Raw genomic sequence first — 24,179 nt, 5'->3', positions numbered from 1 at the left:
GCTGCTGGCGATCCTCGACGGCGGCGAGCTGACGGCACGCCGGACCGCCGCGGCCTCGGCGCTCGCGGCCCGCTACCTGGCGCGCGACGATGCGAGCCGGCTCCTGATGGTCGGCACCGGGCGGCTTTCGGCCAATGTCATTGAGGCGCATGCCTCCGTCCGCCCCATCCGCGACGTCGCGATCTGGGGACGCGACCCGAGGAAGGCCGAGGCGACCGCGAAGGAACTCGACCTTCAGGGCATCACGGTTTCGGTGGCGACGGATCTCGAGGCGGCCGCGCGCCAGGCGGACATCATCTCCTGCGCGACGTTGTCGTCCGAGCCGTTGATCCGCGGCGACTGGCTGAAGCCCGGCGCCCATCTCGATCTGATCGGCGCCTTCAAGCCGACGATGCGCGAAACGGACGATCGCGCCGTCGCCCGCGCCAGCATCTTCGTCGATACGCGCGACGGAGCGCTCAGCGAAGGCGGCGACATCGTCCAGCCGCTCAAAGCCGGCGTCATCACGGAAGCGGCGATCCGCGCCGATCTTTTCGAGCTTGCCCGCGGCACACATCGCGGCCGCACGGCGCCCGACGAGATCACGCTGTTCAAATCGGTCGGCGCCGCCCTCGAGGATCTCGCCGGCGCCGTGCTGGCCTTCGAGGCGCACCGGTCCAAGGCATAGGTCCCCGCGCTCGCCTCGTCCGGCGGGGCGCTTCACCGAAACGTGACGTCGGCCTGGTGCGGCCCGCATTGACGCGGCATGGCCTTGCCGTACCCTCGGCCGACAGCGAGGTGGGAGGAGCGACAGCCACATGACCGGACGGGCAGGAAAAATCATCCTGGCGGCGATGCTGGCGCTTGGCCTTGCCGGCGAGGTCTCCGCCACCGATGCCGGCAATTGGGATGCCGTCGTCGCCGACGCCAAGGGCCAGACGGTCTATTTCAACGCCTGGGGCGGCTCCGAACCCATCAACGCCTATATTCGCTGGGCGGGCGGCGAAATGAAGTCCCGCTATGGGGTTAACGTCGTGCACGTGAAGCTCGACGACACGGCGAAGGCAGTGGCGACCGTCGTCGCCGAAAAGGCGGCCGGGAAGAACGACGACGGGGCCGTCGATCTCATCTGGATCAACGGCGAGAATTTTGCGGCGATGAAGCGCGAAGGCCTTCTCTTCGGCCCCGGCTGGGCGACGAAGCTGCCGAACTGGCGCTATGTCGATCACGAGACCAAGCCGACGGTGCTTAAGGATTTCACCATTCCGACCGAGGTGCTGGAGAGCCCCTGGGGCGGCGCCAAGCTGGTGTTCTTCCACGATTCGGCGCGAACGCGGAAAGCCGACCTGCCCGATTCGGCCGCAAGCCTCCTGAAATGGGCAGAGGCCAATCCGGGCCGCTTCTCCTATCCGCAGCCCCCGGATTTCACCGGCACGTCCTTCCTGAAGCAGGTGTTGATCGAGCTGATCGGCGACCGGACCAGGCTGCTAGGGCCGGTCGACGAGGCGACCTTCGCTGCGGATGTTGCGCCCCTGTTCGCCTATCTCGACAAGCTGACGCCGCTCCTGTGGCGGCAGGGCAAGGCCTATCCGCAGAACTATCCCGACATGAAGCAGAAGCTCGCCGACGGCGAGCTCGACATCATCTTCGCCTTCAACCCGGCGGAAGCCTCCTCCGCAATCGCCAATGGCGAGCTCCCGGACACGGTGCGCTCCTTCGTCTTTTCCGGCGGTACGCTGGGCAACACGCATTTTCTCGCCATTCCCTATAACGCCACCGCCAAGGCCGGCGCGCTGGTGCTTGCCGACTTCCTGCTTTCGCCCGAAGCGCAGCTGCGCAAGCAGGATCCGAAGATCTGGGGCGACCCGACAGTCCTTTCGCTGGCAAAGCTTTCGGCCGAGGATCGATCCGCCTTCGAACGTCTGGACCTCGGCATCGCTACCCTGAAGCCCAACGAACTCGGGCCGGCGCTCGAAGAACCGCACCCGGACTGGATGACCAGGATCGAGGCGGAATGGATCCGGCGCTATGGGGCGGCCAACTAGGATCAAGGCGCTGCAGACAGGATCGCGCGGTCTGACCACGAACACGTTGCTTGCCCTCATCCTGGGGCTGCCGATCCTCGCCGGCGTGGCGGGGATCATTCTGCCTGCCTTCGGATATCTGCCGGCGCTCGGCGGCTCGCGCGTCACGCTCGACCATTTTGCCGAGCTTGCCGGCCAGCCGCACATCCTGCGCTCCGCCCTCACCGGTGTCGTGGCGGGGCTGGCCACGACCTGCACTGTCGTGGCGATCGTCGGCACCTTTCTGGCAGGCTTCGCCGGGACGCCGATCTTCTCCCGCATCCAGCACCTGGTGTCGCCGCTGCTTGCGGTTCCGCATGCGGCTGCCGCCTTCGCGCTGGCATTCCTCGTTGCGCCATCGGGCTTTGTCATTCGGCTGGTTTCGCCGGAACTGACAGGCTTCACGCGGCCGCCGCAATGGCTCGTTCCCAACGATCCGCTTGCGCTGTCGATGGTCGCGGGGCTCATCACTAAGGAGGCCCCCTTCCTCTTCCTGATCGCGCTTGCCGCATTGTCGCAGTTGCCTCTTCGCCAATCGAGGCAATTGACGGCAGCGCTCGGCTATGGGCGCCTGAGCGGCTTTCTCGTCAGCCTCTGGCCGGCCCTCTATCGCCAGATGCGCCTGGCCGTCTTCGCGGTCCTCGTCTACTCGGTCTCCGTCGTAGATGTCGCCATCATCCTGGGACCGCAACTGCCCGCAACGCTACCGGTGCGGATTGCGCAATGGGCCGCGGATGACGACCTCCGCGCACGGTTTCTCGCCTCGGCGGCCGCCCTGCTGCAGCTTGCCGTCGTCCTTGCGGCGGTGGTGATCTGGCTCCTGATCGAACGAATCGGACGCTTTGTCCTCGCCCGGCTGACCTATTCAGGACGGCGCTTGAGAAACGACGCCGTGCCGCGGCTCATCTCGGCTTTCGCAATGGCCGCCTGTGCGGCTCTCATCTTCGTCGGCATCGCCATTCTCGGAGTCTGGTCGATCGCGGGACTCTGGCAGTTTCCGGATGCCTGGCCGGCAAAACTCACACCGCAAGCCTGGCTGCGGACGCTGCCGCAGCTCTGGCCAGCGCTTCGCACCACGATCGCACTCGCACTCTCATCGGCGTCGCTCGCCCTGTTCCTTGCCGTTCTGTTGCTCCATCGCAACGGCCGCGCAAGCGGAACCGGCCATCGACTGCTCTATCTGCCCCTGCTGTTGCCGGAGATCAGCTTCGTTTTCGGCCTGCAGATCCTGATCGTCGCGGCGGGTCTCAAGCCAGCCTTTGGAAGCGTGTTGGCGGTGCATTTCCTGTTCGTCCTGCCTTACGTGCTGTTGTCGCTCGCAGCACCCTGGCGCGAGCTCGATCCACGCTTCGAAAGGATCGCGGCGGGCTTCGGCAAGTCGGCGCTGCAAACCCTTCTGACCGTCCGCCTGCCGCTCCTGCTGCGGGCTTGCCTCACCGCCTTTGCGGTCGGCTTCTCGGTCTCGGTCAGCCTCTATCTTCCGACGCTATTGATCGGCGCGGGGCGGCTCACGACGATCGCCACCGAGGCGGTGGCGCTTTCGTCGGGCGGCGACAGGCGGGTGATCGGCATCCATGCGCTCGTCCAGGCATCCCTGCCCTTCCTGGTATTTCTCATTGCCTCGCTTGCCCCCCAGTTGCTATTCCGCAAGCGCCGGGCAATGAGGACGTGAATGCTGGAAATCGCCAAGACCAGACCCCTGACGCTGGCGGACGTGACGATACGGCTGGCGGAGCGAACCCTGCTTGCCGTTTCGGCAACGGTCATGCCTGGTGAGGTGCTGACCATCATGGGGCCGTCCGGCTCCGGAAAGTCCGCCTTGCTCGCCTTCGCAGGCGGCTTCCTCGATCCGGCCTTCGACGCCGGCGGGCGCCTGCTGATCGGCAGGGAAGACGTGACGGACATGCCCGCCAACCGGCGCCACGCCGGCATCCTGTTCCAGGATCCCCTCTTGTTTCCGCACCTCTCGGTCGGCGGCAACATCTTGTTCGCCATACCGCCCTCGATCAAAGGACGTAAGGCAAGGCACGCCCTTGCCGAGCGGGCCCTCCACGAGGTCGGGCTCGCCGGTTTCTTCGACCGCGACCCGGAAACGCTCTCCGGCGGCCAGAAGGCGCGGGTGGCGCTACAGCGGGTTCTCGTCTCGGCTCCGCAATTTCTGCTGCTGGACGAACCCTTTTCGAAACTCGACGCGACCCTCAGGCAACAGATGCGCGAACTGGTCTTTTCCAGAGCCAGGGCAGCAGGCCTGCCCGCCATTCTTGTCACCCATGACAGCGCCGATGCCGAGGCGGCGGGCGGCAGGGTGATCCGGATCGGCGAGGAGGAGAAGCCATGACGGTCGAGCTTCCATCCCTGCCCGTGCGCGAAATCCTGCCGGCGCTTGGCGAAGCGCTTGAAACGTCTCCGTCGGTGGTGCTGTCCGCGCCGCCCGGGGCCGGCAAGACGACGCTGGTGCCGCTCTTCCTCCTCGGCCAGACGTGGTTGAACGGCGGCAAGGTCATCCTCCTGGAGCCGCGCCGGCTGGCGGCGCGCGCCGCGGCCGGAAGGATGGCCGAATTGCTCGCGGAAAAGGTCGGCGAGACGGTCGGCTACCGGATGCGGCTCGACAACCGCGTCTCGGCGAAGACGCGGATCGAGGTGGTGACCGAGGGCGTCTTCACCCGGATGATCCTCGACGATCCGGAGCTTTCCGGCGTGTCGGCAGTGCTTTTCGACGAGTTCCACGAGCGATCGCTCGATGCCGATTTCGGCCTGGCGCTGGCGCTCGACGTGCAATCGGCGCTGCGCGGCGATTTGAAGATCATCGTCATGTCGGCGACGCTCGATGTCGAGCGCGTCTCCGGACTGCTCGGCGATGCGCCGGTCCTTCAGAGCGAAGGACGCAGCTATCCGGTCGATGTCCGATACGAGAGCAGAACCACCGATGAAAGGGTCGAGGATGCGGTGGTTCGCACCATCGTCGCGGCGCACCGGTCCGAGCAAGGCTCGATCCTCGCCTTCCTGCCGGGCCAGGCCGAGATCACCCGGACGGCCGAGCGCCTGGCCGGGCGTTTCGACCAGAACACGATGATCGTGCCGCTCTATGGCAATCTCAGCCAGAAGGAGCAGGATGCGGCGATCCAACCGGCGCCGAAGGGCACCCGCAAGATCGTGCTGGCGACCTCGATCGCCGAAACCTCGATCACCATCGACGGGGTGCGCATCGTGGTCGACAGCGGCCTGCAGCGGCTTCCGGTGTTCGAAGCCTCGACCGGGATCACGCGGCTCGAAACGGTGCGCGTGTCGCGGGCCTCGGCCGACCAGCGCGCCGGCCGCGCCGGGCGAACCGAGCCGGGCGTCGCCATCCGGCTATGGCACGCCGGCCAGACGGCGGCCCTTGCCGCCTTCACCCCGCCGCAGATTCTTGCCAGCGACCTTTCCGGACTTTTGCTGGATCTTGCCCATTGGGGTGTTGCCGACCCGGGGTCACTCTGCTTCATCGATCTGCCCCCCGACACGACGCTGCGTGAAGCCCGCAGCCTGCTGGTCGAACTGGGGGCCCTCGATGCACATGGGGCATTGACTCCGAGGGGGCACCAGATCCGTGATCTGGCGTTGCCTGTCCGACTGGCGGCGATGGCCGTATCGGCGGCCGAAGAGGGTCTGGCTGCGGAAGCCTGCCTCATCGCGGTGATGCTCACAGAACAGGGCCTTGGCGGCAGCAGCCTCGACATCGAGGATCGGCTGCGCCGGTTCCGGAGCGAACGCAGCGACCGGGCGGAGGCGGCGCGCGGGCTTGCCAGACGCATGGCAGCGGGCCTCACGGCGTCAAGGATCAAGGGCGAGGCCGCCCTGCCGGGGGCGCTGCTGATGCACGCCTTCCCGGATCGCATCGCTCTGCAGCGTGGCGGTCGCGGCCGCTTCGTCATGGCCAACGGACGCGGTGCGGAAGTGCCGGAGACCGAACGGCTGGCGGCGGCCGGGATGCTGGTGATCGCCGACCTGACGGGACGCGCCGGGGCGCAGCGGGTGCTGGCAGCGGCGGAGATCACCAGGGCGGAGGTCGAAGCGCACCTGCCCGAGGCGATCGTCACCGAGGAACAGAGCTTCTTCGACCGGGCGAGCCGCCAGGTCAGAGCCCGCCGGGTGACCCGCCTGGGGGTGATCGTCTTCGACGAGGCGCCGCTGCCGCGGCCGCGCGGCGAGGCGGCGGCGCGGGCGCTCGCCGACGGGGTGCGCCAGTTGGGCCTCGCCGCCATCCCCTTCCCGAAGGATGTGGATCAATTGCGCGACCGCATCGGCTTTCTGCATCGGTCGATCGGCGAGCCCTGGCCGGACATGTCGGATGCGGCGCTCTTTACCCGCCTCGAGGAATGGTTCGTGCCGTTTCAGGGAGAGGCGGGCGGCATTGACGGGATCAAGGGCCGCGATCTCGCCGAAGGTCTTCTGTCGCTCGTTCCCTATGGTCTGCAGCGCGACCTCGCCAAGCTCGCCCCGACGCATTTCGAAGCGCCGACCGGGCAGCGCCACCCGATCCACTACGACGGCGACGAGCCGCTGCTTTCGATCCGCGTCCAGGAACTGTTCGGTCTCAAGTCGCATCCGACCATCGGCGACGGGCGGCTGCCGCTGCTGCTCGAACTGATCTCGCCCGGCCATCGGCCGATCCAGACGACGCGCGACCTGCCGGGCTTCTGGGCGGGATCGTGGAAGGACGTCAGGGCCGACATGCGCGGCCGCTATCCCAAGCATCCCTGGCCGGACGATCCGGCCAACGCCCTGCCGACGGCGCGCGCCAAGCCGCGCGGCACATAAAGCTGGTTTGTCATTCGCGGATCGCGCTAGACTTTCAAAGAAGGCGCATGGGGGAACGGATAGGCAGAATGGCGACGATGACACTCGACCACAATGAGATCAACAGCAATCGCAGCCTGAGGCTGCAGACACTGGTGCGGCTGCGCTGGCTGGCGGTCGGCGGCCAGGCCGTGGCCGTCATCGTCACGGCGCTGTGGCTGCGGTTCCCACTGCCGCTCGTCTCCTGCTCGCTGCTGATCGCCAGCTTGGCGCTGCTCAATGTCTTTCTCACCATTCGCTTCCCGCCGACGCATCGCCTGACTGCGCCGGCCGCCTTCGCCTTGCTCGGTCTCGATCTGGCACAGCTGACGGCACTCCTGTTCATCACCGGCGGGCTCACCAATCCGTTTGCGCCGCTGCTCTGCGTGCCGGTGATCATCTCGTCCGCCTCGCAGCCGAAGCCGCACAGCATCGTGCTCGCCGTGTTCGCGGTAATCGGCGTCACGGCGCTCGCGTTCTCGCCCTTTCCGCTGCCCTGGTATCCCGGCACCGTCCTGTTGATGCCGCGCGTGCTGACGGCCGGCGTCTGGTTCGCGATCGTCTCGATGACGGCCTTTGCCGCCTTCTACACCTATCGTGTGTCGCTCGAGGCGAGCGAGCTCTCGGAGGCGCTGACGGCGACCGAACTGGTGCTCCAGCGCGAAAAGCACCTGTCGCAACTCGACGGGCTCGCGGCGGCCGCCGCCCACGAACTCGGCACGCCGCTTGCCACGATTACCGTTGTCGCCAAGGAGATGGAGCGGGAGCTTGGCGACGACCCTCGCTTCGGCGAGGACGTCCATCTGCTGCGCAGCCAGAGCGAGCGTTGCCGCGACATCCTGAAACGACTGACGACGCTGTCCTCCGAGAGCGAGGAGCATATGCGGCTCTTGCCGCTTTCCTCGCTGATCGAGGAGGTGATGGCGCCGCATCGCGAATTCGGCATCCAGATCAAGCTCGTCGAGAAAGGCGACCGGGCCAGCGAGCCCGTCGGCAACCGCAATGCGGGTATCCTCTACGGCCTCGGAAACCTTCTCGAAAATGCCGTCGACTATGCGCGCGAGGCCGTGACGGTGACCGTCGAACACACCACGGAGCGCGTCAAGGTGACGATCGAGGACGATGGCGACGGCTTTTCTCCGGATATCCTCGCGAGAATCGGCGAACCATACGTGACGCGGCGGCAAAAGGAGGACAGCGCCGGCGGGCTCGGGCTCGGCCTCTTCATCGCCAAGACGCTGCTGGAGCGATCCGGCGCTCGGCTTCGCTTTGAAAATGCTCCCGGTGCCCGGGTCAGCGTCGAATGGCCGCGCGCCCTGATGGATACGAAACTGGCGAAATGATTTTTGGCAGTTTATTGAAGACCTGATAGGAAAACCCACATAATTTCAGCGCAACTGCCCAATTGTGGCTCCGGATTTGAAAGAATGAGCGAAAAATCGACGGGCGCCCACGCCACCCCTGCAGATGCCGAACTGATCGGAGCGGATAAAACGCTTCTGATCGTCGATGACGACGGTCCCTTCCTGCGTCGCCTGGCGCGCGCCATGGAGGCCCGCGGCTTCACGGTCGAAATCGCCGAATCCGTGGCCGAGGGCATCGCCAAGGCCAAGACGAACCCGCCGAAGCACGCCGTCATAGACCTGAGGCTGGGCGACGGCAGCGGCCTCGACGTCATCGAGGCCATCCGCGGCCGGCGCGGCGACACACGGATGATCGTGCTGACCGGCTATGGCAACATCGCCACGGCGGTGAATGCGGTGAAGCTGGGGGCGCTCGACTATCTCGCCAAGCCGGCCGATGCCGACGAAATCTTCGCCGCCCTGGTGCGTCGCCAGGGCGAGCGCGTCGAGCTGCCGGAAAATCCGATGTCGGCCGATCGGGTGCGCTGGGAACACATCCAGCGCGTCTACGAGATGTGCGAACGCAACGTCTCGGAGACGGCGCGGCGGCTCAACATGCACCGCCGCACACTGCAGCGCATCCTGGCGAAGCGCGCACCGAAGTAGTCAATCCGCCTCGGCGGCTGCATCGCGCGAACCGCCGACGATATCGCGGATCGATTCGCCGAGTTCGCCGTTGCGCTCCGCCGCCCATTCGGCGAGCATCAGCCGCTGCGCCGCGGTGCGGGCAAAGGCCTGCGTCACCGACTTTCGCGTCGCCGGCGCCAGCCGATGTTCCGGCGCCTCGCGCAGCATGTGCGCTTCATAGCCATCGGAGAGCAGGAGGCCGCATTCCTCCGGAAAGATGTCGAGCGGCACCTGCGCATGGGTGGCGAAGAACAGCCTGTCGCAATGAAGCCGGTAGTCCGGCCACTTGCGGTCGACACGGAAGTCCTCGATCGAGGTCTTGATTTCGACGATCCAGATTTCGCCCTTCGGGGAAATCGAGATCAGGTCGGCACGCCGGCCGCTGGCGAGCGTCAATTCCGGCAGCACCGCGTGGCGCAATTCCATGAACAACCGCTGCACGCCGCGGCGCACCTTCAGCGCCCGCTCGGACTGGCGCCCGTCGGCGAGGGGATTGTCGCCATGGATCGATAGGATCGTCATCGGCCACTCCCGTCCACGTCACATCCCTTGTTGCAAAAAAGCCATCGTCACGGAATTTGCACATTTCGGCCGAATTGCGGCGGCGCAATCCCTTGCGCAGTGCACTGCAATCGCAAATAAGCTGACGGCCGGGCACTCTCCCCCCGATTTTCCTGATTCCCTTTTACGAGACCCCCATGCGCTTCCGCAACGCCCTCCTTTTGTGCAGTCTGGCGGCGACTGTCTTCATCGCCGGCTGCTCGCAAACGACGTCCACCGCAGGCTCCGCTCCCGAGGGCCAGAAAGTCGCGACGAATCAGATCTTTACAAGCAATTATGGCGCCGTCGAGGACCACGGCTATCCGTTGCCGGCCATTCCGATCAACCGCCTGGACCAGCGATTCCACCGCCAGATCGTCAACTATGACACCAGGGAGCGGCCGGGCACGATCGTCGTCAACACGCCGAATCGCTTCCTCTATTACGTTTTGCCGGGCGGCAAGGCAGTGCGCTACGGCATCGGCGTCGGCAAGGCGGGTTTCGCCTGGGAAGGCGAGGCCTATGTCGCCTGGAAGCAGGAATGGCCGACCTGGCACCCGCCTAAGGAGATGGCCGAGCGCAAGCCGGAAGTCGCCAAATATGTCGAAGAGGGCATGGGCCCCGGCATCACCAATCCGCTCGGTGCCCGCGCGCTCTACCTCTTCAACGAGGAAGGCAGGGACACGCTCTTCCGCCTGCACGGCACGCCAGAATGGTCCTCGATCGGCACCGCCGCCTCGTCCGGCTGCATCCGGCTGATGAACCAGGACATCATCGACCTTTATTCGCGGGTTCGCCCGGGTCGCAATGCGCGGGTCGTCGTGCAGCAGTAGTTATCCGCAGCTTGAAATGCGAAGGGCCGCCGGTCGAATGCCGGCGGCCTTTCGTTTGCCATCAACGGTGGTGGTCCCGAATTGATTTGCCCCTCTCCTCGGGTTTAACCCGAGGACTGGCCCTCTCCCCGCAGCGGGGAGAGCGGAATTGGGCGGTGCGGCATGCCCCCTTCGCCCCGCTGGCGGGGAGAAGGTGCCGGCAGGCGGATGAGGGGCGATGCGAGGACGGAGACAGTATTCTCACGACGCCCGTTGCTTCGCCTTCAACTCCAACCGGCGGCGGTGCAGCACCGGTTCGGTATAGCCGTTCGGCTGCTCGCGGCCCTTGAGGACCAGATCGAGCGCCGCCTGGAAGGCGATCGATTGTTCGAGACGTCCGGCCATTGGCACGTAACTCGGATCGCCGGCATTCTGCCGGTCGACGATTTCCGCCATCCGCTTCATCGTCTCGACGATCTGCACCTTGCTGACTATGCCGTGGTGCAGCCAGTTGGCCATGTGCTGCGCGGAGATGCGCAGCGTCGCGCGGTCTTCCATCAGCCCGACATTGTTGATGTCCGGAACCTTGGAGCAGCCGACGCCCTCGTCGACCCAGCGCACGACATAGCCGAGAATCCCTTGCGCGTTGTTGTCGAGTTCGCGTTGGATCTCCTCTTCCGTCCAGTTCGGCCGCGCCGCCACGGGCACCGAGAGAATATCGGCGAGCCTGGCGCGCGGCCGGCTCCCGAGGCCCGCCTGCACTTCGGCGACGTCGACCCGGTGATAGTGCGTCGCATGCAGCGTCGCGGCCGTTGGCGAGGGAACCCAGGCGGTGTTGGCGCCGGCTTTCGGATGGGCGATCTTCTGCTCCAGCATCGCGGCCATCAGGTCGGGCATCGCCCACATGCCCTTGCCGATCTGGGCTCGGCCGGAAAGCCCGCATTCGAGGCCGATGTCGACATTCCAGTTCTCGTAGGCACCGATCCAGGCCGCCTGCTTCATGTCGCCCTTGCGGATCATCGGGCCGGCTTCCATCGAGGTGTGGATTTCGTCGCCGGTGCGGTCGAGGAAACCGGTATTGATGAAGACGACGCGGTCGCGGGCGGCGCGGATGCATTCCTTGAGGTTGACGGTCGTGCGCCGCTCCTCGTCCATGATGCCCATCTTGATGGTGTTTTCCGGCAGCCCGAGCGCCGCCTCGACGTGCGAAAAAATCTCGCAGGCGAAGGCAACTTCCTCGGGACCATGCATCTTCGGCTTGACCACATACATCGAACCGGCGCGCGAGTTTGCCCGGCGGCCGTTCGCGCCGATGTCGTGCAGGGCGATCAGCGCCGTCACCATGGCATCCATCAGGCCTTCCGGAACCTCGCGGCCGTCGCGGTCGAGGATCGCCGGATTGGTCATCAGGTGGCCGACATTGCGCACCAGCATCAGCGCGCGGCCGGGCAGGGTCAGCGTTTCGCCATTTGGTCTGGTGAAGACGCGGTCGGCATTCAGCTTTCTCGTGAACGTTCGGCCGCCCTTGGCGACCTCTTCCGCGAGATCGCCCTTCATCAGCCCCAGCCAGTTGCGATAGACGACGACCTTGTCCTCGGCATCGACCGCGGCAACGGAATCCTCGCAGTCCATGATCGTGGTGATCGCCGATTCGAGGATGATGTCGGAAATACCGGCCGGGTCGGCCTGGCCGATCGGCGTCGTCGCATCGAGGACGATCACGACGTGAAGGTTGTTCTGGCGGAGGACGATTTGCGAAGGCGCCTCGGCCGAGCCGGAATAGCCGGCGAACTGGGCCGGATTGCGAAGCGTCGTCTTGGTGCCGTTCGTCAGTGTCAACGAGAGAGCAGTCCCGTCGATCGCCAGCCCGCCGACATCGCTCCAGCGGCCTGCGGCAAGCGGAACGCTTGCGTCGAGAAAATCCCGTGCCCAGGCTATGACCTTCGCACCTCGCGCCGGATTGTAGCTTCTGCCGCGCGTCCCCCCATCCGCATCGGGAATGGCATCGGTGCCGTAGAGCGCGTCATAGAGCGAGCCCCAGCGCGCATTTGCGGCGTTCAGCGCATAGCGGGCATTCATCACCGGCACGACCAGCTGCGGGCCGGCAATGGTGGCAATCTCGGCATCGACATTGGCGGTCGACACGGAAAAGTCCGGTCCTTCCGGCAGGAGATAGCCGATCTCCTTCAGGAAGGCCTGGTAGGCGTCGAGGTCGACCGGGGCGCCATGCTCGCGATACCAGGCGTCGAGCTTCGCCTGGAGCTCGTCGCGCCTGGCGAGAAGGGCGCGGTTCTTCGGCGCGAGATCGTGAACGAGCGCCGACAGAGCGGCAAAGAAATGCTCCGGATCGATCCCGGTGCCCGGCATCGCCTCATCGACCAGGAAGCGGTGAAGGCCCGCATCGATCTTCAGATCATGTTTCTCAACGCGGTCCATTCGGTAACTCCTGAGGCTCTCTATGCCAGAATCCAATAGATAGGAGCGGGATCGATGCGGGAAAGCGTTTTCCGCCTCCCCATCCCGCTCACGCGCGCGAACAGTCTCCTATCAGCCAGTTCCCTGTCAATTCCGCAAGGATGCGAAAAATTGTTTCCAAATTGGAAAAGATAGATGAGTTGAGGAGCGGGATGCAGGCGGAAAACCGCGCACACTTTTCCTCATCCCGGTTTTTTTCAATCGCGGGATGCGGGCGGAAAACCGCGCACACTTTTCCTCATCCCGCTTTTTCTCAATCGCGGGATGCAGGCGGAAAACCGCGCACACTTTTCCTCATCCCGGTTTTTTTCAATCGCGGGATGCGGGCGGAAAACCGCGCACACTTTTCCTCATCCCGCTCTATGCGCGATGCGCGGCCGGCCGCTCGCCGAAGCGATGAAGCGCGCCTCGACCAGCTTGCGGCCGCCCTCGATCTCCGGCGCATCGATCTCTTCCCAGGCCGTCGCGGCGGGTTCTTCAGCGCCATTTGCGTGCGCCGTCTCCAGCGCCATCGTCGCGGCGCGGCGGCGGGCGACGCCAAAAGCCTCGTCCTGATCGATGAAGCGCTCGCTGGGGCCGGCGCCGTTGACGATGAAGATCCCCTCCTCAGGTGTCGTCACGAAGACAGTTACGGTGGCGCGCACCTGGCCGACGACAGCGCCGACGGCATTGGCGACGTCGGCCTCCGCCGGGATTGCCGCTTCGGTCGCCAGCATCCCGGCGATCGCCGGATAGTAGACCGGTGCCGAGGCCCCGAGCCCGACCAGCGGCCGGTCGAGGCCGAGCGCAAAGCGGACGATGCCGGGCTGGCGCTTCAGTGCCCGATCGACGGCCAGTGATGCAGACGGGTCGATGGCGCCGGCGCCATCCTCGTTGAGGCAGGCCTGGAGAATGACTTCCGAGGATTGCCGCGTCAGCCGGTCGACGATCATCCGCGCCAGCATTTCGGGAGAACCGGCGATCGGCTGGCCCGAGCCGTCCTTGCTCCGGGCGGCGATCTTGAGGCCGAGCCGGGCAGCCTCGGCATCCCACTGCGACTGCTTGCCGAGCACGTGCATCGCGTCGGACGGCGTCAGCGCACAGATATGCACGAGCCCACGGGCGACGAGCCGGTCGAGCGTCGCCTTCTGCGGCGTGCTGACGATGAGGTCGGCGAGCGCCAGCGGCACCGTGCCGATCCGGTCGTAAAGGGCCTGCTCCTGCGGCTGCAGGCCGCTCGCCAGATGGTCGGGCAGACCGGTGCGGACCGCCAGTCGGCCGTCGTGACGGCCGGCATGGGTGGCGCGCAGCTGCCTGTCGAGCACCGACAGCACCGCATCGCCATAGAGCGCCGCCGCAAGGCTCAAGGGCAGGAAGCGGCGCGGGCCGAGATCGATCTTCGCCTTGAGGCCGCGGTCGTTGATCTTCACCTCCGAGTCGCCGCCGAGGCCGTAGGTGCGCATGGCGACAGCCTCGACCATGGTGCGGAAGCCGCCGACGACGGCCCCGTCCGCATCGAGCCGCGGGCGGCCGGCATCGAGCACGGCGACATCCGTTGTCGTGCCGCCGATATCGGAGACGACGGCATTTTCGAGCCCGGTCAGATAGCGCGCCCCGACGAGGCTCGCGGCGGGCCCGGAAAGGATCGTCTCGATAGGCCGCAGCCGCGCCTCGGCTGCCGAGATCAGCGCGCCGTCGCCGCGCACCACCATCATCGGCACGTCAATGCCGCGGGTCTTCAGGAATTCCTCGCAGGAGCCGACCAGCCGGTCGATCATCGACACCAGCCGGGCATTGAGCAGCGTCGTCAGCGCGCGGCGCGGACCGCCGAGCTTGGAGGAGAGTTCATGGCTGCAGGTAACCGGCAGATGCGAGACTTCGCGGATGCGCTCGCGCACCCGCTTCTCGTGATCCGGGTTGCGGACGGCAAAGTAGCCGGCGATCGCGAAGGACGATACTTCAGTGGCAAGCGTCGGCAGCGCCGCGTCGAGCGCGCTCATGTCGAGCGGCGTTTCGCCGCCATGGACGTTGTGGCCGCCCGGCAGGAAGATCACCGGATCCGACCCCAGCGCTTCCTGCAGGCCATCGCGCTTCAGATCCTCGGGGCCGAAGCCGATCATCACCAGCCCGGCGCGCCCGCCCTGGCCCTCGACGAGAGCGTTGGTGGCGAGCGTCGTCGAGAGCGAGACGAGGCTGATCGCCGAGACCGGCACCTTGGCCTTTTCCAGCACCGCTTCCACCGCGCCAGAGATTCCCTCGGCAAGATCGTGCCGCGTCGTCAGCGCCTTGGCCTTGGCGACGACACCGGCTGCTTCGCTGAAGAGGACGGCGTCCGTATAGGTGCCGCCGGTATCGATGCCGAGAAGAAGATGCGAGGTCAATTTCTGCTTAAGTCCAGTGTTGGAAACCGGGACGACGCCCGGATGGGAAGAGATCGATTGATAGGGCATATTCCGATAAAAAACCATCGCCTGACGGTGACCCTTACACGTCGCATCAGAGCGGGAATCCAGTTAGCAGCGAAAGCGGGTGACGCCACCCCCCTTTGCCCTGCCGGGCATCTCCCCCACAAGGGGGGAGATCGGCAAGCGCAATGTGTCGTGCCACCAATCTGTTGAGCGTCGACGACTATTCAGCAATTTCGGCACTCGCGAGCTTTCTGTCGGGCAGGGCTTGGTGTCCGGCCAATCTCCCTCCTTGTGGGGGAGATGCCCGGCAGGGCAGAGGGGGGTCTTCCGCGGAATGACGCAAGGATTTTACGCCGCCCGCACCGACACCTTCATCGGCAGCCCGCCCTTCGGCTGGGTGGTCAGCCTCTGCACCGGCCAGGGATGGGTCGCCTCGGTCAGGTCGAAGCGGAAGCGGTGCATCAGGACGGCGAGCGCGATCACCGCCTCCTGCAGCGCAAAGGTCGCGCCGATGCAGACGCGCGGGCCGGCGCCGAAGGGGAGATACTGGAAGCGGTTGATCTTGTCGCGGTTTTCCGGAAGGAAACGCTCGGGCATGAAGGCGCGCGGCTTCTGCCAGTAGAGCGCGTGACGATGCAGCGTCCAGGGCATGATCAGCACCGATATGCCCTTGCGGATCGGCACGACCTCACCTTCCGGCGAGGTCCACGCATCCTCCTCGATCGCGGCGCGGTTGATCGACGGGGCCGGCGGATAGAGCCGCAGCGCTTCCTCGAAGGCGGCGAGCACATGCGGCATCCGTTCCAGCCACTCGACCGGCTCGGCGCCGCTCGCCAGCGCTGAATCAATCTCCTTTTCCATCGTCTCGCGATAGGCCGACGTGTTGGCGATGCAATAGAGCGTCCAGGCGAGCGCCCGGGCCGTCGTCTCGTGGCCGGCGCCGATGAAGGTCAGGATGTTGTCCTCGATCTCGGAGGTCGAAAGTCCCTCCGGCCTCTCGAGCTGCAGCAGTAGCGTCAGGAAATCGTTGGGGACCTTGTCGGGCTCGTCCGCCATGCGCCGCCGGCGCTCGGCCATCGTCGCAGAGACGACACCGCGGAAGCGGTCAAGCACCTTCCTGCCGCCGATCCGGGTGAGGCGCGGTACCCACGGCGGCGCCACGAGAAGATCCATCGGATCGACGCGGCCCATCCGGTGCAGCAGTTCCTCGACATTGGCGGCGAAGCCTTCCTTCTCGACGGCGATCTCGCCGGAAAAGAGCGTCTCGGCCAGAATCTCGAAGGTGAGTTCCGTCATGTCGACGGCGACATTGCTGACGAAGGGCTCGGAAGCGGCGCGCTCGTAGCGCTCCCTGAAATGCTCCGAGACGCGCAGCATCTGGCCGGCGAAGCCTTTGGCGTGGCGGGGCGTGAAGACCGGCGCCATCGCCTTGCGCGACCTTTTCCACACATCGCCTTCCGCCGTCAGCAGGCCGTCGCGCAGGATCGGCCGGAGGATCAGCCGCCGCACGTTCGACATTTCGTAATTGGATGCATTCTCGACGAGAATGTAGCGGATGAGACCCGGATCGTTGACGATCAATGTGCGCTGGTTGATGAACTTCGTCTCGATCCAGGGCAGCGTATAGGAAGGCTCACCCCAGAGCTCGAGCGGATTGCGCAGCACCGTGCGGATGATCTCGATCCGCGATGGGATGTGGGTGCGCGGGACGGGCGCGGGCGGCTCGAAGGGCTCCGGTCGCGTGTCCATGTCGATGCCTTTCCTGATCGCCTACCGTTTCAGGTTTTTACGGTGCAATCAAGAAGATGATTCATATGGAGCAGTCTCGATAAGGCGAGCGGCCTGACGGACTAGATCACGATGATTTTAGGTCGGATCGACCTAAAATCATCGTGATCGATTCTAATAGGTTAGAGCGGGATGCGGGCGGAAAACCGCGCACACTTTTCCTCATCCCGCTCTAAAGCAGGGCCTCGAGTTCGGCGAGCTTGTCGTTGACCAGCCAGCCATAATAGTTTTCTTCCGGCCATTGGACTTCGCCGCCAGCGTTCCTCGCCGCAAGTGACGCGGCGCGCTCATCCGGGTTGCCGACATTGTAGAGCGTCGCCGTCAGGCCGGGATTATGGGAGATATCCACGCCGGCGATCGACCGGTAGGCATCGATCGAATGGCGGATCGAGGCGGCCATATAGGCGAGCGACACGTCCGGATCCATGATCGCCTCGTAGACGGCGCCGGCATTGTTCTCGTCGAGGCGATCATAGCCGGAGACGCGCGACACCATGTCCGTCAGCATCAGGGCGGTCAGCGGATTGATCTGGCCGAGCCCGAAGGTCTGGCCGGCGAAGAAGGGCTGGAAGAAGACGGCGCTGAAGCGGTTGTTCGGGAAGGTTTGCCCGCCGACGGTCCGGCCGCGGAACTCGTGCTCCCAGACCCGCTCGCGGCAGCTCCACAGCGCATAGGACGTCTTCTCGCCGGCACAGTCGGCAAATTGCGCGCGCTTGACGAATTCGTCGACCGACTCGCCGTCATAACCGAAGTGGAAGCTGTTGCCGGCATAGGCGGCCGCCTTGACGTAATAGGCCTGCAGGCGGTCATAGGCGTCGACATTGTAGGTGTGCTCGCCGACGATGGCGCCGATCATATGGATCGGAGCGATGCCGTAAGCGGCGGCGGTCGACTTGATCTTTGCCACCAGTTTGCGGTCGTTGGCGAGCAGCTCGCGCACCTTCTCGTACTTCGCGTCGAAAGAGGTCCGGCCGGCCTTGGTGCGGCGAAGGGAAGCGCCGGGAACGCGTGGCTGCTCGGCATGCCGGTTGCCTTCCGGGACCACACGAATCTCGGCCGCGGCCGGTTGCGCCGCGGAGAAGCAAAGCGTGGCGATAAGAAGCAGGCAGGCGGTGAGGCGCACGTTCAATTTTCCTGTGAAGCTGGGCCCGATTCGTCCGGGCGCGGCCACCTAGGGCAGAATCATGTCGGAATAATGCCCAGTTTTCGACCGATCACCGTTCGCTCTAGATAAAATAAAGGCGCCTGTCGAGTGACAGGCGCCCCAGAGTGCGGTGATCGACGCTATTTGGCGCGCCACTGCGGCGCGGGCGTCACAGAATGTAGCGCGACAGGTCGGTATTGGCGGCAAGGTCGCCGACATGCTTGCGGACATAGTCGGCATCGATCATCAGCGTGTCGCCGCCGCGATCGGGCGCGTTGAAGGAGATGTCGTCGAGGACGCGCTCCATCACCGTCTGCAGGCGGCGGGCGCCGATGTTCTCGACATTGGCGTTGAGCTGCACGGCGACTTCCGCCAGCGCGTCGATCGCATCCTCGGTGAAGTCGAGCGCCACGCCTTCCGTCTCGAGCAGCGCCTTGTACTGGCGGATGAGGCTTGCCTCCGTCTCCGTCAGGATGCGGCGGAAGTCTTCCTTGGTGAGGGCACGCAGCTCGACCCGGATCGGCAGGCGGCCCTGGAGCTCCGGCAGAAGATCGGACGGTTTCGACACGTGGAAGGCGCCGGAGGCGATGAACAGGATGTGATCCGTCTTCATCGGCCCGTATTTGGTCGCGACCGTCGTGCCCTCGACCAGCGGCAGGAGGTCGCGCTGGACGCCCTCGCGCGAGACGCCGGCACCGATGCCGCCGTCGCGGGCGGCGATCTTGTCGATCTCGTCGAGGAAGACGATGCCGTCGTTTTCCGCCGCCGCCATCGCCTCGCGCTGGATCTGCTCGTTGTCGAGCAGCTTGTCCGATTCATCGTTGACGAGCAGCTCGTAGGAATCCTTGACCGTCGTCTTGACCTTCCGGGTCCTGCCGCCCAGCGCCTTGCCGAACATTTCCGACAGGTTCAGAACGCCGATATTGGCGCCCGGCATGCCGGGGATCTCGAAGCCGCCGGGCGCACCGGTTTCGGCAATGTCGATCTCGATTTCCTTCTCGTCGAGCTCATTGGCCCTCAGTTTCTTGCGGAAGGAATCGCGGGTTGCAGGCGATGCCGTCGTGCCGACCAGCGCGTCGAGGACGCGTTCCTCGGCGTTCTGGTGCGCCTTGGCCTTGACTTCGGCGCGCTTCTTTTCGCGCACCAGCGTGATGCCGACCTCGACGAGGTCGCGGACGATCTGTTCGACATCGCGGCCGACATAGCCGACCTCGGTGAACTTGGTGGCCTCGACCTTGACGAAGGGCGCACCGGCCAGCTTGGCGAGGCGGCGGGAAATCTCCGTCTTGCCGACGCCGGTCGGGCCGATCATCAGGATGTTCTTCGGCATGACCTCGTCGCGCAGTTCGTCGCTGAGCTGCTGGCGGCGCCAGCGGTTGCGCAGCGCAATCGCCACGGCGCGTTTCGCGTCTTTCTGGCCGATGATGTAGCGGTCGAGCTCGGATACGATCTCTCTGGGTGAAAAGTTGGTCATGAATTCCTCTCAAACTCGGTCCGCGTCAGCTCCATGAGGAGGGTCCGGCCGGACTCGTCTATCCATTCGGCGAAGGGCACGAAACCGGCCTTCGCATAAGCTCTGACAGCTCGACGGTTGCCGGCATCCGGATCGATGACGATGCGGGCGGCGCCCTTTTCGAACAGTCTTCCGGCGAAGGCCCTGAGCGCGAGGGCCGCGACGCCCTTGCCGGTCATTTCAGGGGGCCCGACGAAGATATCGACGCCGGGCGTGTCGGATGACAAATCCTTGGCCCACGGTTCCTCGTCATATTGCGAGGGAATCCAGGACTGGATGTAACCGGCCGGTTCGCCCGCCAAGTGAAAGACGAACCCGTCGACCTCGCCGGTGGAACAGCCCTCGCGGATCAGCCCGAGTTCCACATCCGGGTCGCCCCACCATTGTCGGACATGCGGCTCCGAAAGCCAGGCAAGCAGCATCGGCAGGTGGCGCTCGGCCACCGGCTCGAAGCTGACATCTGCCCGGTCAGTCGGCATCCAGCGTCTCCATGACGACATTGTGGTTGGTGTAAACGCAGATGTCTCCGGCGATCTGCAGGGCGCGCCGGGCGATCTCTTCGGCCGACTTGTCGCTGTCCATGAGCGCGCGCGCCGCGGCAAACGCATAGTTGCCGCCGGAGCCGATCGCGATCGTCCCGTGCTCCGGCTCTAGCACGTCGCCATTGCCGGTGATCGCCAGCGTCACCGATTTGTCGGCGACCAGCATCATCGCCTCGAGATTGCGCAGGTATTTGTTGGTGCGCCAGTCCTTGGCGAGTTCGACGGCGGCCCGCATCAGCTGGTCGGGGTATTGTTCGAGCTTCGCCTCGAGCCGCTCCAGAAGCGTGAAGGCGTCCGCGGTCGCGCCGGCGAAGCCGGCGATCACGTCGCCCTTCGACAGGCGCCGGACCTTGCGCGCATTGCCCTTCATCACCGTCTGGCCGAGACTCACCTGGCCGTCGCCCGCCATCACCACCTTGCCGCCCTTGCGCACCGTGATGATCGTGGTGGCATGCATCGTTCCGTAAGGATTGTGTTCGCTCATCAAAAAACCTGTCGGCCCCGAAATCCGAGGCGTTGCGGCCGAAAAAGCCTGGTTGCTTGAGGCCTATGTAAGTTAGTGCGACGCGATTGCAAATGCGCGGCTCAAATCACCGCGGTCCGTCCTCCTGACGCGGCTCAGGCCGGCCGCCCGGCGCCGATCGAATCTCCCTTCGCAGTTCTGGATATTTCCTGCCTCGCCTGATATGGAGCGGCTCTGGAACCGGGTGAGGCGGGCCGGAAGGCGTTCCGTCGCCATCGTCCGCTCCGGTTTATCGCGTGCAGACAGGAGAGCCTGATGGCAGACGTGACGCTGAGCCGTACCGGCCAGGTTTCGCGAAAGACGAATGAAACGGCCGTGTCCGTCTCCGTCAATATCGACGGCACGGGCGTGTCGAAGATTGCGACGGGCGTCGGCTTCTTCGATCATATGCTCGACCAGCTCGCGCGCCACTCGCTGATCGACATGGAGATCAAGACGGAAGGCGACCTCCATGTCGACGATCATCACACCGTCGAGGATACCGGCATTGCCATCGGCCAGGCGATCGCCAAGGCGCTCGGCGATCGCCGCGGCATCACCCGCTACGCCTCGCTCGATCTCGCCATGGACGAGACGATGACGCGCGCCGCCGTGGACGTTTCCGGCCGCCCCTTCCTCGTCTGGAACGTGACCTTCAGCTCGCCGAAGATCGGCACCTTCGACACCGAGCTGGTGCGCGAATTCTTCCAGGCGCTCGCCCAGCACGCCGGCATCACGCTGCATGTGCAGAACATCTACGGCGCCAACAACCATCATGTCGCCGAGACCTGCTTCAAATCCGTCGCCCGCGTGCTGCGCACGGCAACCGAAATCGATCCGCGCCAGGCTGGACGCGTTCCCTCGACGAAGGGCACGCTTGCCTGAGCCGGCCAAGTCTGGCTGAAAACCATGGCCTCCTATCTGATCCTGACACCGCCGGGTGCTGCGGCCGACGACGAAAGGGCGCGGTTCATCGCCGACGGGTTCTCCTGGACCGCGTTCTTTTTTCCCGCGCTCTGGCTGATCGCCAAGCGAGCCTGGCTGCTTGGAATCTCCGTTGCCGTTCTGCAGATCTTGTTAATCCTTGTGTCGACGCTGCCCGGCGGATTGATCGCCGCGCTGATCCTGCAACTGGCGCTCAGCCTCGTTGTATCGCTGGAAGGGCCGCTTTTCATCGCCCGGAAGCTCGCGGCCGAGGACTGGACGCTTCGCTCGATCGTGCCGGCCCGCAATATCGAGACGGCCGAGGAGATCTATTTCTCGAACACGACAGCGACGGCGCAGCATCAATGCGCAACTTCGTTGCAGTCGATCGAATGGCCCAAGTCTGGGCGGCCGGAAAAAGCCGCCGGACTGGGTCTCTTTGAATCCTATGGAGAGCGTTGATGCGGGTCGCCATCATTGACTACGGCTCGGGCAATCTGCGCTCGGCCACCAAAGCCTTCGAGCGGGCGGCGCGCGAGGCCGGCATCGACGCAGAAATAGACCTGACGGACAAGCCGGAACGGGTGGCCTCGGCCGACCGCGTCGTGCTGCCCGGCGTCGGCGCCTATGCCGATTGCCGCCGCGGCCTCGACGCCGTCGCCGGCATGGAAGAGGCACTCGCTGAGGTCGTCGAGAAGGAAGGACGGCCGTTTCTCGGCATCTGCGTCGGCATGCAGCTGATGTCGTCACGCGGGCTGGAAAAGACGATCACCCATGGCTTCGGCTGGATTCCGGGCGATGTCGTGGAGATGACGCCCGGCGACCCGTCGCTGAAGATCCCGCAGATCGGCTGGAACACGCTGCGGCTCAACCGAAAGCACGCGCTCTTCGAGGGCATTCCGACCGGCGACTCCGGGCTGCACGCCTATTTCGTGCATTCCTATCACCTCGCCGCCGAGAACCCGGAGCATGTCATCGCCGAGACGGAGTATGGCGGCCCGGTGACAGCCTTCGTCGCAAGCGGCAACAAGGCCGGCGCGCAGTTCCACCCGGAAAAGAGCCAGACGCTCGGCCTCGCCCTCATTTCGAATTTCCTGCGCTGGAAGCCTTGAGGCTTCGCGCCACCTGATCGGACGAACAGATGATTCTCTTTCCCGCAATCGACCTCAAAGACGGCCAATGCGTGCGCCTGAAGCTCGGCGACATGGACCAGGCGACCGTCTACAACCCGGATCCGGCCGCCCAGGCCCGCGCCTTCGAGGAACAGGGCTTCGAGTGGTTGCATGTCGTCGACCTGAACGGCGCCTTTGCCGGCGAGACGGTAAACGGCGCGGCGGTCGACGCCATCCTCAAGGCGACCGGGAACCCGGTGCAGCTCGGCGGCGGCATCCGCACGCTCGAGCATATCGAGAACTGGCTTTCACACGGCCTTGCGCGCGTCATCCTCGGCACCGTCGCGGTGCGCGACCCGGCGCTGGTGATCGAGGCCTGCGGCAAGTTCCCCGGCCGGGTGGCGGTCGGCATCGATGCCAAGGGCGGCAAGGTGGCGGTCGAGGGCTGGGCCGAGGCCTCCGAACTCGGCGTCATCGAGCTTGCGAAGAAGTTCGAGGGCGCCGGCGTCTCGGCGATCATCTATACCGATATCGACCGCGACGGCATCCTGACCGGCATCAACTGGGATTCGACCCTGGAACTCGCCAATGCGGTCTCCATTCCGGTGATCGCCTCGGGCGGGCTTGCCTCGATGGACGACATCCGCCGCCTGGCCGCTCCGGATGCCGCCAAGCTCGAAGGGGCGATCTCGGGCCGGGCGCTCTATGACGGTCGGATCGATCCGAAGGAGGCGCTGGCCCTGATCCGCGCCGCGCGAAAGGCATGAACCGATGACCCTCAAAGCCCGCGTAATCCCCTGCCTCGACGTCAAGGACGGCCGCGTCGTCAAGGGCGTCAACTTCGTCGACCTGATCGATGCCGGCGATCCGGTAGAGGCGGCAAAGGCCTATGACGCCGCCGGTGCCGACGAGCTCTGCTTCCTCGACATCACCGCCTCGTCGGACAATCGCGAGACGATCTTCGACGTCGTCGCCCGCACTGCCGAACAATGCTTCATGCCGCTCACCGTCGGCGGCGGCGTGCGCCAGGTATCGGATATTCGCAAGCTGCTGCTGGCCGGCGCCGACAAGGTGTCGATCAACACGGCCGCCGTGAAGAACCCGGAATTCGTTGCCGAGGCCGCCGACAAGTTCGGCAACCAGTGCATCGTCGTCGCCATCGACGCGAAGAAGGTCTCGGCCGCCGGCGAAACCGACCGATGGGAGATCTTCACCCATGGCGGACGCCAGCCGACAGGCATCGACGCGATCGACTTCGCCAGGAAGGTCGTCGACCTCGGCGCCGGCGAAATCCTCCTGACCTCGATGGATCGCGACGGCACCAAGAGCGGCTACGACATCGCGCTGACGCGCGCCATTGCCGATGCGGTGCGGGCGCCGGTCATCGCGTCGGGCGGCGTCGGAACGCTCGACCACATGGTGGAAGGCATTCGCGACGGCCATGCGACGGCGGTGCTTGCGGCATCCATCTTCCACTTCGGCACCTACAGCATCGGCGAGGCGAAGCGCTACATGGCCGAGCGCGGCATCGCCATGCGGCTCGATTGAAGGAT

General features: G+C 65.3%; 21 protein-coding genes (1 of these 21 running past the window's edge). 13 read left to right on the top strand and 8 right to left on the bottom strand.

All coding sequences use genetic code 11. The features are described from left to right. The 7 genes from NGR_RS28210 to NGR_RS28180 form a co-directional block, all read left to right on the top strand. A protein-coding gene (locus tag NGR_RS28210) for an ornithine cyclodeaminase family protein (RefSeq protein WP_012709897.1) crosses the window boundary here: on the top strand, positions 1 to 667 show its 3' portion. 281 nt of this gene lie to the left of the window's left edge; only the last 667 of its 948 coding nucleotides appear in the window; its start codon lies beyond the left edge, outside the window; the stop codon is at positions 665 to 667. Between the two features lie 130 nt (positions 668 to 797). Next, the gene (locus NGR_RS28205; protein ID WP_012709896.1) at positions 798 to 2,024 is read left to right on the top strand and encodes an ABC transporter substrate-binding protein; all 1,227 of its coding nucleotides are present in this window, start codon (positions 798 to 800) and stop codon (positions 2,022 to 2,024) included. Continuing rightward, positions 2,008 to 3,714, top strand: a complete 1,707-nt coding sequence (locus NGR_RS28200) for an ABC transporter permease (RefSeq protein WP_012709895.1) — start codon at positions 2,008 to 2,010, stop codon at positions 3,712 to 3,714. The genes NGR_RS28205 and NGR_RS28200 overlap by 17 nt, the downstream gene beginning before the upstream one ends. After that, positions 3,715 to 4,380 (top strand): ATP-binding cassette domain-containing protein, encoded by a 666-nt coding sequence (locus tag NGR_RS28195; RefSeq protein ID WP_012709894.1) that lies wholly within the window; start codon positions 3,715 to 3,717, stop codon positions 4,378 to 4,380. Further along, positions 4,377 to 6,839: an ATP-dependent helicase HrpB gene (gene hrpB, locus NGR_RS28190; protein WP_012709893.1), complete on the top strand. Its 2,463-nt coding sequence runs from the start codon at positions 4,377 to 4,379 to the stop codon at positions 6,837 to 6,839. The genes NGR_RS28195 and hrpB overlap by 4 nt, the downstream gene beginning before the upstream one ends. A gap of 68 nt (positions 6,840 to 6,907) precedes the next feature. Then, positions 6,908 to 8,200, top strand: a complete 1,293-nt coding sequence (locus NGR_RS28185; protein ID WP_164924541.1) for an ActS/PrrB/RegB family redox-sensitive histidine kinase — start codon at positions 6,908 to 6,910, stop codon at positions 8,198 to 8,200. 84 nt (positions 8,201 to 8,284) lie between these two features. Then, positions 8,285 to 8,866: an ActR/PrrA/RegA family redox response regulator transcription factor gene (locus NGR_RS28180; protein ID WP_012709891.1), complete on the top strand. Its 582-nt coding sequence runs from the start codon at positions 8,285 to 8,287 to the stop codon at positions 8,864 to 8,866. Here the strand turns inward: NGR_RS28180 and NGR_RS28175 are convergent, their stop codons facing one another. Next, positions 8,867 to 9,409: an MmcB family DNA repair protein gene (locus NGR_RS28175; protein ID WP_012709890.1), complete on the bottom strand. Its 543-nt coding sequence runs from the start codon at positions 9,407 to 9,409 to the stop codon at positions 8,867 to 8,869. 176 nt (positions 9,410 to 9,585) lie between these two features. Between NGR_RS28175 and NGR_RS28170 the strand changes: the two genes are divergently transcribed. Beyond that, complete coding sequence (locus NGR_RS28170) at positions 9,586 to 10,260, top strand: L,D-transpeptidase (RefSeq protein WP_012709889.1); 675 nt, start codon at positions 9,586 to 9,588, stop codon at positions 10,258 to 10,260. A 240-nt stretch (positions 10,261 to 10,500) separates the two neighbouring features. On the opposite strand, the gene NGR_RS28165 is transcribed toward NGR_RS28170, so the two are convergent. The 7 genes from NGR_RS28165 to hslV form a co-directional block, all read right to left on the bottom strand. Further along, positions 10,501 to 12,675 carry a malate synthase G gene (locus tag NGR_RS28165; protein WP_012709888.1) on the bottom strand — a complete coding sequence of 725 codons (2,175 nt, stop codon included), beginning with the start codon at positions 12,673 to 12,675 and terminating at the stop codon, positions 10,501 to 10,503. Positions 12,676 to 13,064: 389 nt separating this feature from the next. Beyond that, positions 13,065 to 15,074 carry a hydantoinase/oxoprolinase N-terminal domain-containing protein gene (locus NGR_RS28160; protein WP_164924540.1) on the bottom strand — a complete coding sequence of 670 codons (2,010 nt, stop codon included), beginning with the start codon at positions 15,072 to 15,074 and terminating at the stop codon, positions 13,065 to 13,067. 375 nt (positions 15,075 to 15,449) lie between these two features. After that, a complete protein-coding gene (locus tag NGR_RS28155) occupies positions 15,450 to 16,850 on the bottom strand; it encodes a cytochrome P450 (RefSeq protein WP_012709886.1) in 1,401 nt (466 codons plus the stop codon). 211 nt (positions 16,851 to 17,061) lie between these two features. Continuing rightward, a complete protein-coding gene (locus tag NGR_RS28150; RefSeq protein WP_012709885.1) occupies positions 17,062 to 18,012 on the bottom strand; it encodes a DUF1402 family protein in 951 nt (316 codons plus the stop codon). A gap of 190 nt (positions 18,013 to 18,202) precedes the next feature. Continuing rightward, complete coding sequence (hslU, locus tag NGR_RS28145) at positions 18,203 to 19,507, bottom strand: ATP-dependent protease ATPase subunit HslU (RefSeq protein ID WP_012709884.1); 1,305 nt, start codon at positions 19,505 to 19,507, stop codon at positions 18,203 to 18,205. Further along, a complete protein-coding gene (locus NGR_RS28140; RefSeq protein WP_012709883.1) occupies positions 19,504 to 20,025 on the bottom strand; it encodes a GNAT family N-acetyltransferase in 522 nt (173 codons plus the stop codon). The genes hslU and NGR_RS28140 overlap by 4 nt, the downstream gene beginning before the upstream one ends. Continuing rightward, positions 20,015 to 20,572, bottom strand: a complete 558-nt coding sequence (gene hslV / locus NGR_RS28135) for an ATP-dependent protease subunit HslV (protein ID WP_012709882.1) — start codon at positions 20,570 to 20,572, stop codon at positions 20,015 to 20,017. The genes NGR_RS28140 and hslV overlap by 11 nt, the downstream gene beginning before the upstream one ends. Positions 20,573 to 20,866: 294 nt before the next feature. Between hslV and hisB the strand changes: the two genes are divergently transcribed. Genes hisB through hisF form a run of 5 tightly spaced genes read left to right on the top strand, consistent with a single transcriptional unit; the run spans position 20,867 to position 24,174 of the window. Continuing rightward, on the top strand, positions 20,867 to 21,475 hold the full coding sequence (hisB, locus tag NGR_RS28130; RefSeq protein WP_012709881.1) for an imidazoleglycerol-phosphate dehydratase HisB: 609 nt from the start codon (positions 20,867 to 20,869) through the stop codon (positions 21,473 to 21,475). A 24-nt stretch (positions 21,476 to 21,499) separates the two neighbouring features. Beyond that, entirely contained in the window at positions 21,500 to 21,976 is a 477-nt protein-coding gene (locus NGR_RS28125; protein ID WP_012709880.1) for a DUF2628 domain-containing protein, read from the top strand. Next, positions 21,976 to 22,626 carry an imidazole glycerol phosphate synthase subunit HisH gene (hisH, locus tag NGR_RS28120; RefSeq protein WP_012709879.1) on the top strand — a complete coding sequence of 217 codons (651 nt, stop codon included), beginning with the start codon at positions 21,976 to 21,978 and terminating at the stop codon, positions 22,624 to 22,626. The genes NGR_RS28125 and hisH overlap by 1 nt, the downstream gene beginning before the upstream one ends. A 29-nt stretch (positions 22,627 to 22,655) precedes the next feature. Beyond that, positions 22,656 to 23,393, top strand: a complete 738-nt coding sequence (hisA, locus tag NGR_RS28115; protein WP_012709878.1) for a 1-(5-phosphoribosyl)-5-[(5-phosphoribosylamino)methylideneamino]imidazole-4-carboxamide isomerase — start codon at positions 22,656 to 22,658, stop codon at positions 23,391 to 23,393. A 4-nt stretch (positions 23,394 to 23,397) separates the two neighbouring features. After that, positions 23,398 to 24,174 (top strand): imidazole glycerol phosphate synthase subunit HisF, encoded by a 777-nt coding sequence (hisF, locus tag NGR_RS28110; RefSeq protein WP_012709877.1) that lies wholly within the window; start codon positions 23,398 to 23,400, stop codon positions 24,172 to 24,174. The last annotated feature ends 5 nt before the right edge of the window (positions 24,175 to 24,179 follow it).

It is taken from the genome of Sinorhizobium fredii NGR234, assembly GCF_000018545.1.
Lineage (GTDB): Bacteria > Pseudomonadota > Alphaproteobacteria > Rhizobiales > Rhizobiaceae > Sinorhizobium > Sinorhizobium fredii_A.
The sequence above is the reverse complement of the archived record's forward strand: the minus strand, read 5'-3'. Positions and strand labels throughout refer to the sequence as shown.